The 7,301-nt window shown below is 61.1% G+C and carries 7 protein-coding genes and 1 pseudogene; 4 read left to right on the top strand and 4 right to left on the bottom strand.

All coding sequences use genetic code 11. From position 1 onward, the window contains the following. Window positions 1-186, top strand: a pseudogene (locus KGA97_RS28530) (MFS transporter); the annotation flags it as partial. 184 nt (window positions 187-370) lie between these two features. Here the strand turns inward: KGA97_RS28530 and rapA are convergent. Next, window positions 371-3,217, bottom strand: coding sequence for an RNA polymerase-associated protein RapA (gene rapA / locus KGA97_RS28525; protein ID WP_008034221.1), 2,847 nt, complete (start codon window positions 3,215-3,217; stop codon window positions 371-373). A gap of 219 nt (window positions 3,218-3,436) precedes the next feature. Between rapA and KGA97_RS28520 the strand changes: the two genes are divergently transcribed. Next, window positions 3,437-3,778: an aspartate-semialdehyde dehydrogenase gene (locus KGA97_RS28520; protein ID WP_223481920.1), complete on the top strand. Its 342-nt coding sequence runs from the start codon at window positions 3,437-3,439 to the stop codon at window positions 3,776-3,778. A 36-nt stretch (window positions 3,779-3,814) separates the two neighbouring features. Here the strand turns inward: KGA97_RS28520 and KGA97_RS28515 are convergent, their stop codons facing one another. From KGA97_RS28515 to KGA97_RS28505, 3 genes are all read right to left on the bottom strand, one after another. Continuing rightward, a complete protein-coding gene (locus KGA97_RS28515; RefSeq protein ID WP_223481919.1) occupies window positions 3,815-5,002 on the bottom strand; it encodes an aminotransferase class V-fold PLP-dependent enzyme in 1,188 nt (395 codons plus the stop codon). Continuing rightward, window positions 4,999-5,469, bottom strand: coding sequence for a RidA family protein (locus KGA97_RS28510; protein WP_223481918.1), 471 nt, complete (start codon window positions 5,467-5,469; stop codon window positions 4,999-5,001). The genes KGA97_RS28515 and KGA97_RS28510 overlap by 4 nt, the downstream gene beginning before the upstream one ends. A 202-nt stretch (window positions 5,470-5,671) precedes the next feature. After that, on the bottom strand, window positions 5,672-6,565 hold the full coding sequence (locus tag KGA97_RS28505) for a LysR substrate-binding domain-containing protein (protein ID WP_192228644.1): 894 nt from the start codon (window positions 6,563-6,565) through the stop codon (window positions 5,672-5,674). Between the two features lie 186 nt (window positions 6,566-6,751). Here KGA97_RS28505 and KGA97_RS28500 point away from each other — a divergent pair, with 186 nt between their 5' ends. Then, complete coding sequence (locus tag KGA97_RS28500) at window positions 6,752-6,913, top strand: hypothetical protein (protein ID WP_085988412.1); 162 nt, start codon at window positions 6,752-6,754, stop codon at window positions 6,911-6,913. A 142-nt stretch (window positions 6,914-7,055) separates the two neighbouring features. Further along, window positions 7,056-7,172: a cytochrome c oxidase subunit CcoM gene (gene ccoM / locus KGA97_RS29505; protein ID WP_007906619.1), complete on the top strand. Its 117-nt coding sequence runs from the start codon at window positions 7,056-7,058 to the stop codon at window positions 7,170-7,172. Window positions 7,173-7,301 lie beyond the last annotated feature (129 nt).

Here is a 7,301-nt window from a genome sequence, read left to right as displayed (position 1 = left end):
GAACAAATGACCGAAGCGTTCAAGGCTGTTGGCCTGCATGACGCGATGTACCTGATTCCGGTAGCGCTGTTCTTTACGATGGTGTTCCTGTTCATGGCGTCGCGGTGTTTTGTGCGGGATGCGAAGCGGATGAAGGAAGGCTTGGTGGCGGTGGTTGAGCCGCAGATCCCGGCAGTCACCGCGTAGGAGATTACGCGCGAAAACTTGTAGGAGCCGGCTTGCCGGCGATGGCGCCCGTACAATCACCGCCAAATTCAAGGGCCTCATCGCCGGCAAGCCGGCTCCTACAGGGATTGTTTGGTTTATCCGAGACAAAAAAAGGCCCGCATCGCTGCGGGCCTTTTTCATTGCACGAGGTGGGGCAGGACGATTAACCCGCCACCAATACCCGAATCGCTTCCAGTCGCAGCGCTGCCTTGTCGAGCATCGCCAGACCTTGTTCACGTTGTTTACGCAGGGCAACCAGTTCGCTGTCGCGTACGGTCGGGTTGACCGCTTGCAACGCGGTCAGGCGGGCCAGTTCTTCATCGGTATCAGCGGCGAGACGACGTTGCGCTTCGGCCACGCGCTCGGCGTGACGCGGGAAGATTTTCTCTTCACCAGCGTTGATCCGTGGCGTCAGCTGATCGCGCTGAGCCTGGATGAACTTGTTGGCGCTGGCACGCGGTACGCTTTCCAGTTGATCGTTCAGGGTCTCGAACGACACCCGGGCCGACAGGTCATTGCCATTGGCATCGAGCAGGCAGCGCAGCGCGGCCGGCGGCAGGTAACGACCCAGTTGCAGCGAACGCGGTGCAACCACTTCGCTGACGTAGAGCAGTTCCAGCAACACGGTGCCCGGTTTCAGCGCCTTGTTCTTGATCAGCGCCACGGCGGTGTTGCCCATCGAACCGGACAGCACCAGGTCCATGCCGCCTTGCACCATCGGGTGTTCCCAGGTGATGAACTGCATGTCTTCGCGAGACAGCGCCTGGTTGCGGTCGTAAGTGATGGTCACGCCTTCGTCGTCGCCCAGCGGGAAGCTGGCGTCGAGCATTTTTTCGCTCGGCTTGAGGATCAGGGCGTTTTCCGAGTGGTCTTCGCTGTCGATGCCAAAGGCGTCGAACAGGGTTTCCATGTAGATCGGCAGCGTGAACTGATCGTCTTGCTCGAGGATGTCCTCGACCAGCGCATCACCTTCGCCAGCGCCGCCGGAATTGAGTTCCAGCAAGCGGTCACGGCCAGTGTGCAGCTCGGCTTCCAGGCGCTCACGCTCGGTGCGAGCCTCGTCGATCAGCGCTTGCCACTCGCCGTCGTCGGCATTTTCCAGCAGCGGCAGCAGGCGCGGGCCGAACTGATGCTGCAAGGCGTTGCCGGTCGGGCAGGTGTTGAGGAAAGCGTTCAACGCTTCGTGGTACCACTGGAACAAGCGCTCTTGCGGGCTGGTTTCGAGGTACGGCACGTGCAGTTCGATGATGTGCTTCTGGCCGATCCGGTCGAGACGACCGATCCGCTGCTCCAGCAGGTCCGGGTGCGACGGCAGATCGAACAGCACCAGGTGGTGCGAGAACTGGAAGTTGCGACCTTCACTGCCGATTTCCGAGCAGATCAGCACTTGCGCGCCAAATTCTTCATCGGCGAAGTAAGCGGCGGCGCGGTCACGCTCAAGGATGTTCATGCCTTCGTGAAACACCGTCGCAGGTATACCGGAACGCACGCGCAGGGCGTCTTCCAGGTCCATGGCGGTTTCGGCGTGGGCGCAGATCACCAGCACTTTGGTGCGCTTGAGCATTTTCAACTGGTCGATCAGCCACTCGACGCGCGGGTCGAATTTCCACCAGCGTTCTTCTTCGTTGGCGTCCGGCTGGGCCTGGAAGCTGACTTCCGGGTACAGCTCGGCGTGATCGCCCAACGGCAGTTCGAGGTATTCGTCGGGGCACGGCAGCGGGTACGGGTGCAGTTTGCGCTCCGGGAAACCCTGCACGGCGGCGCGGGTGTTGCGGAACAGCACGCGGCCAGTGCCGTGGCGGTCGAGCAGTTCACGGACCAGGCGGGCACTGGCTTCGGTGTCGCCATCATTGACGGCGCTCAGCAGCGCTTCGCCTTCGTTGCCGAGGAAACCGTGAATGGTCTTGTGCGCTTCAGGCGACAGGCGCCCCTTGTCGAGCAGCTCCTGAACGGCTTCGGCCACCGGGCGATAGTTCTCGCTCTCGGCGCGGAAGGCGTGCAGGTCATGGAAACGGTTCGGGTCGAGCAGGCGCAGGCGCGCGAAGTGGCTGTCCTGACCCAGTTGTTCCGGGGTGGCGGTCAGCAGCAATACGCCGGGAATGACTTCGGCCAACTGTTCAACCAGCGAGTATTCCGGGCTGGCCTTGTCTTCGTGCCACACCAGGTGGTGGGCTTCGTCGACGACCATCAAGTCCCAACCGGCGGCGAACAGCGCGTCCTGGGCCTTTTCGTCTTCCACCAGCCATTCCAGAGCGACCAGCGCAAGCTGGGTGTCTTCAAACGGGTTGGCGGCATCGCTTTCGATGAAGCGTTCTTCGTCGAACAGCGCGACTTGCAGGTTGAAGCGGCGGCGCATTTCCACCAGCCACTGGTGCTGCAGGTTTTCCGGCACCAGGATCAGCACGCGGTTGGCGCGGCCCGAGAGCAGTTGGCGATGGATCACCAGGCCGGCTTCGATGGTTTTGCCCAGGCCCACTTCGTCTGCCAGCAATACCCGCGGCGCAATGCGGTCGGCGACTTCACGGGCGATGTGCAACTGGTGCGCGATGGGTTGCGCACGCACGCCGCCCAGGCCCCAGAGCGAGGATTGCAACTGGCGGCTGGTATGTTCCAGGGTGTTGTAGCGCAGGGAGAACCAGGCCAGCGGGTCGATCTGCCCGGCGAACAAACGGTCGCTGGCCAGTCGGAACTGAATGAAGTTCGACAGCTGGGTTTCCGGCAGGGTGACCACTTCGTTCTGCGCGTTGAGGCCGTGGTAGATCAGCAGGCCGTCGATGTCGTCGACTTCCTGTACGGTCAGTTTCCAGCCTTCGAAGTGAATGATCGAATCGCCCGGCGAAAAACGCACGCGGGTGAGGGGCGCATTCCGTAGCGCGTACTGGCGAGTCTCGCCAGTGGCCGGATAGAGCACGGTCAACAAGCGGCCGTCCTGTGCCAGAACGGTGCCTAAACCCAGCTCGGCTTCGCTGTCACTGATCCAGCGTTGCCCCGGTTGATACTGCTGCGCCATGCTGCCTGACTCCCACCTTGAAAAAGCGGGCTATCTTAACGGAATGAGGGCTTCAGGGCCAAAGGACTCTCAGAAAAACTCACAGTCTTACGTTAGTCCACCGCTTGAGACGTGCGCGGGCCGGGGCACTTGTTAGTGCCAATCCGGTGTCAGTTTGCGACCGATGGCTCAAGTCGCCATCCCCGCAGCCGACAGCCTGCTGACAGGAGACAAATAATTATGCTGCCACCGATGCTCCCCTTGAGTGCCGTGCCGATCACTTCACAGCACGACCCGATCCGCCAGCGCCCGGATATTCCGCCTGTTGTACCGGTGCAGGAAAGCTCCAACGAAAGCACGATCGACCTGCAACAGCGCGATCCGGAAGAGGCAGCGTTTCAGCTGCGCGAGGAACAGCGCCGCAAGCAGGAAAAGGAACGCCGTCGCCGTGAAGCCGATGAAGATCCTGAAGAGCACCTGGCCATTCCCGGCACGGAGCTCAACGCGGATAACACCGTGCCGGTCGCGCCATTGATGGACGACGAGCCGCGTCAGGGGTTGTGGGTCGACATTCAGGTGTAGGAGCTGCCGAAGGCTGCGATCGGTCGTCACCAATACTCACTCACCTTCCGCCGCCAACGCCCTCAAGCTCTCCAAAAGCACCTCAATCTCCTTCTCTGTATTGAAATAACTCACCGCAATCCGCGCGATGCTGTCCAGCCCTCGGGCCTGCATATCCAGCGGCGTATAGGCGACGCCATTGGCGCCGATGTTGATCCCTCGTTGCGCCAGCCGCTGCTTCAATTCAACGCTGTCCCAACCCTTGAGCGTGAAGGCGACCAAGCCTGATTGCTGATTCGCCGGCCCCAAATTGTGTAGCGACAGCCCGCTGACCGACTCAAGGCGTTCGCGCAGTTGCCCGCTCAAGCCCTCGATCCGCTGGCGAATCCGGGTTGCACCCAAGTGGTTGAACTCCTCCAGCGCATTGGCCAGCCCGGCCAGCAAAGCCACCGACACTTCACTGGTTTCAAACCGCCGCGCATCGTCACGCACCGAGAAACCTTCGCCGTTCCACGGTGCGGACAGCACGTCCAGATGGCCGGGCACGAGCCGTTCGAGAAACCCCGGTTTGATGTACATCAACGCCGTTCCGCGCGGGCCACGGAGGAATTTGCGTCCGGCGCCCTTGAGCACATCGCAGTTCAACGCCTGCACATCGCAGGGCAATTGCCCCAGCGCCTGGCCGGCGTCGATGAAGTAGGGAATGCCGTGCTGGCGCGCCACGGCGCCAATGGCCTCGGCCGGGTTGATCAGGCCGCCGTTGGCCGGCAGCCAGGTCAGCGCGATCAGCTTCACCTTCGGATCGATCATCTGCTGGAGGGCGGACACGGATACGGCGCCCGACTCATCGCAGGGAATCACCTCCAGCCGCGCCCCGGCGCTGACGGCCCGTGCGATGCAGGCCAGATTGCCGCCCCATTCATGGCGCCCGACCAGAATCCGCTCGCCATCCTGCCACGGCCCCAATGCATTGAATGCCATGCCCCAGGCAGCCGAACCGCTGCTGGCGAACGCGATGTTTTCAGTGTTTGCATTGAGCAGCAGGGCCGCCGCACTGCGAGCGCGGGCCTGCACGCTCTGGTCGGCGGCCTCCATGGGGCCGCAGCGGGCTTCGAGTCGCAGTTGCTCGATGATCGCGTCGAGGGTGGCCTGACTCGGCAACGATGCACCGGCGTGGTTGAAGTGAATCACGCTGGCGCACCCCGGCGTCGCCGCTCGCAAACGCTCCACTTCGTCGAGGTTCATGGACGCAGCTCGAAAATCGCGTCGATTTCCACGGCCACGCCGCCGGGCAGGCTCGATACGCCGACAGCCGTGCGCACATGCCGGCCTTTTTCGCCGAGGGCATTGACCAACAGGTTGGACGCGCCATTGGCGACCGCACCTTGACGCGCAAAATCCGCGGCGCTGGCGATGAACACGCCAAGACGGATGATGCGCACCAGTTTCGACAGGTCATCACCGAGCGCATCGCTCAATTGTGCGAGCAGGCCCAGCGCGGCAAGTTCGGCGGCGTTGGCGCCTTCTTCATCGGAGATCGACTCTCCCAATCGGCCGATGAATGCCGGTTTGCCGTCCAGTAACGGAATCTGCCCGGAAATGAACAACTGGTTCTGGCTGACCACGTGGTTGACGTAGTTGGCGATGGGCTGGCTCGGTGTTGGCAGGCTCAGGCCAAGTTGCTGGATGCGGTGGGCGAGTGAGTCGGTCATGGTGAATCCTCCTGAATGAAGGCTTCAGCATGTTGGCGGACGGGGAGTGCGACAAACGGATAGATTTAATCCGACGTATTCAATTGGCTCATGCGTAGATCGAATGTGGGAGCGAGCCTGCTCGCGAAAGGGTGTGTCAGTCACATGAATGTTGGATGGGACATGGCCTTCGCGAGCAGGCTCGCTCCCACAATTTTGAACTTCAGTCGCCGTGAGATTTGTGTGCGATGTTGGCCATCTCATTCAGCCATTCACTAAAGCATTGTGCTGCGTGGCTCGGCGGTCGCTCGGGCGTGACCAGCCAATAGCCGATATCGCTAATGAACGGCGGGGTGGAGAAGGCTTCTACCAACGAGCCGTCCTTGAGTCGGCGCTCGATCAAGTGATGACGCCCCATGGCGATGCCTTGGCCGGCCACGGCGGCTTCGACGACGATGTTGTAGTCATGGAGCATGACGCTGGGGCAATGGCTGAGGTCGATGGCGTTGTGCGCGCTCCAGTCGATCCACTCGAACGGTTGGTGCGACTTGGCCATGAGCAGCGGGCCTTGGTCGGTGCCCTTGGCCTTGAACGCTGGGCTGCACACCGGAGTCAGTGTTTCCACCATAAAGCGCCGGGCCTGGACTTTCGGCCAGCCACCTTTGCCGTAGCGAATGGCCAGGTCGACTTCGCCGCCGCTGACGTCGGCCAGTTGCACCGAGGGCAGGAGTTCGACATGAATGTGCGGGTGGCGCGCGTTGAAACTGGCCAGGCGCGGCGCCAGCCACAGGGTGGCGAACGAGGCGAGCAAGCCGATGCGCAGGGTGCTTTCCTGGTGCTCATTGCCCCGCAGTTCACGGGTGGCCAAGGCGATGGAGGTGAGAGCCGGTTGAATCTGCCGGTAATACGCTTCGCCGGCAGGCGTCAGATCGATGGCCCGGGTGCGGCGGATAAACAGCCGCTGGTTGAGGAACTGTTCCAGTTTCTGCACTTGATGGCTGATCGCACTTTGGGTCACCGACAATTCATCGGCGGCCTTGATGAAACTCAAATGACGCGCCACGGCCTCGAAGGCGCGCAGGGCCATCAAGGGAGGCAGATCCTGGTGCAGTTCCACGGCGCGGGTCCTTTGGGTCCATCGCAAAGTCGCGATTGTGCGTTGAAAAAACGCCGTGAGCACATATTTTGTTAAGCCGCTGTTACGCAGGCGACTGGTCAGCGCGGGCGCCAGACCGCATTATTGGCGCAATCCTGCCGAGCGATGCGGCAGTTGAACTTCATTTCACACGATGCACTGAAGACCATGAGCCAAGACGACAAACTGATCGACCTCAATTCCGAACGCGCCAAGCGTGTTCATGACCTCAACGAAAAACGCCTGAACGAAGTGCGCCAGGCATTCGAGCAGGCAATGCCGTTGGGCAAGGCGAAGAAGAAGCCGAAGAGCAAACCGAAAAAGCGTTAAACCCCTTGCATCCGTTGATGTAGATCAGTTTTCCCCCTCCTTTGCGCCCAGTCTCGGGCGATATTGATCCCGGTCAATTTCCTCTCCTGCCTGATTGGTTAACTTAGCCCCATCGCAACAGGGCAAGTGCAGGAGGCCAGTCATGTTTTTCGACAACGTGGTGATCGCCGGAGTGCTGACAGTCGGCCTCATGGTTCTGTTTTTCGCAGGGTTTGGATTTTTTATCTGGAAAGATTCGCACAAACGGAAAAAACCGTAGGTCTTTCTGGATGCAATGAGCACGCAAGGCATTTTGGGCAACTTCGGTTGCCCTTTTTTTTGCCTGCGAGAATCTGGTGGTTTGTGCGGGTTGGTGGTGGGAGGTTCTGAGTTGGGCAACGGCCTGGGG

Source organism: Pseudomonas sp. BF-B-15 (genome assembly GCF_019946675.1).
GTDB classification, from domain to species: Bacteria; Pseudomonadota; Gammaproteobacteria; order Pseudomonadales; family Pseudomonadaceae; genus Aquipseudomonas; species Aquipseudomonas migulae.
Note: the sequence above shows the minus strand (reverse complement) of the source record. Positions and strands in the feature narration are given on the sequence as shown.

What these genes read in the sequence shown, in the direction of transcription:
- rapA (WP_008034221.1), bottom strand. Translation starts at nt 3,217, where the DNA reads ATGGCGCAGCAGTATCAACCGGGGCAACGCTGGATCAGTGACAGCGAA.
- KGA97_RS28520 (WP_223481920.1), top strand. Translation starts at nt 3,437, where the DNA reads ATGCTGCCACCGATGCTCCCCTTGAGTGCCGTGCCGATCACTTCACAG.
- KGA97_RS28515 (WP_223481919.1), bottom strand. Translation starts at nt 5,002, where the DNA reads ATGAACCTCGACGAAGTGGAGCGTTTGCGAGCGGCGACGCCGGGGTGC.
- KGA97_RS28510 (WP_223481918.1), bottom strand. Translation starts at nt 5,469, where the DNA reads ATGACCGACTCACTCGCCCACCGCATCCAGCAACTTGGCCTGAGCCTG.
- KGA97_RS28500 (WP_085988412.1), top strand. Translation starts at nt 6,752, where the DNA reads ATGAGCCAAGACGACAAACTGATCGACCTCAATTCCGAACGCGCCAAG.
- ccoM (WP_007906619.1), top strand. Translation starts at nt 7,056, where the DNA reads ATGTTTTTCGACAACGTGGTGATCGCCGGAGTGCTGACAGTCGGCCTC.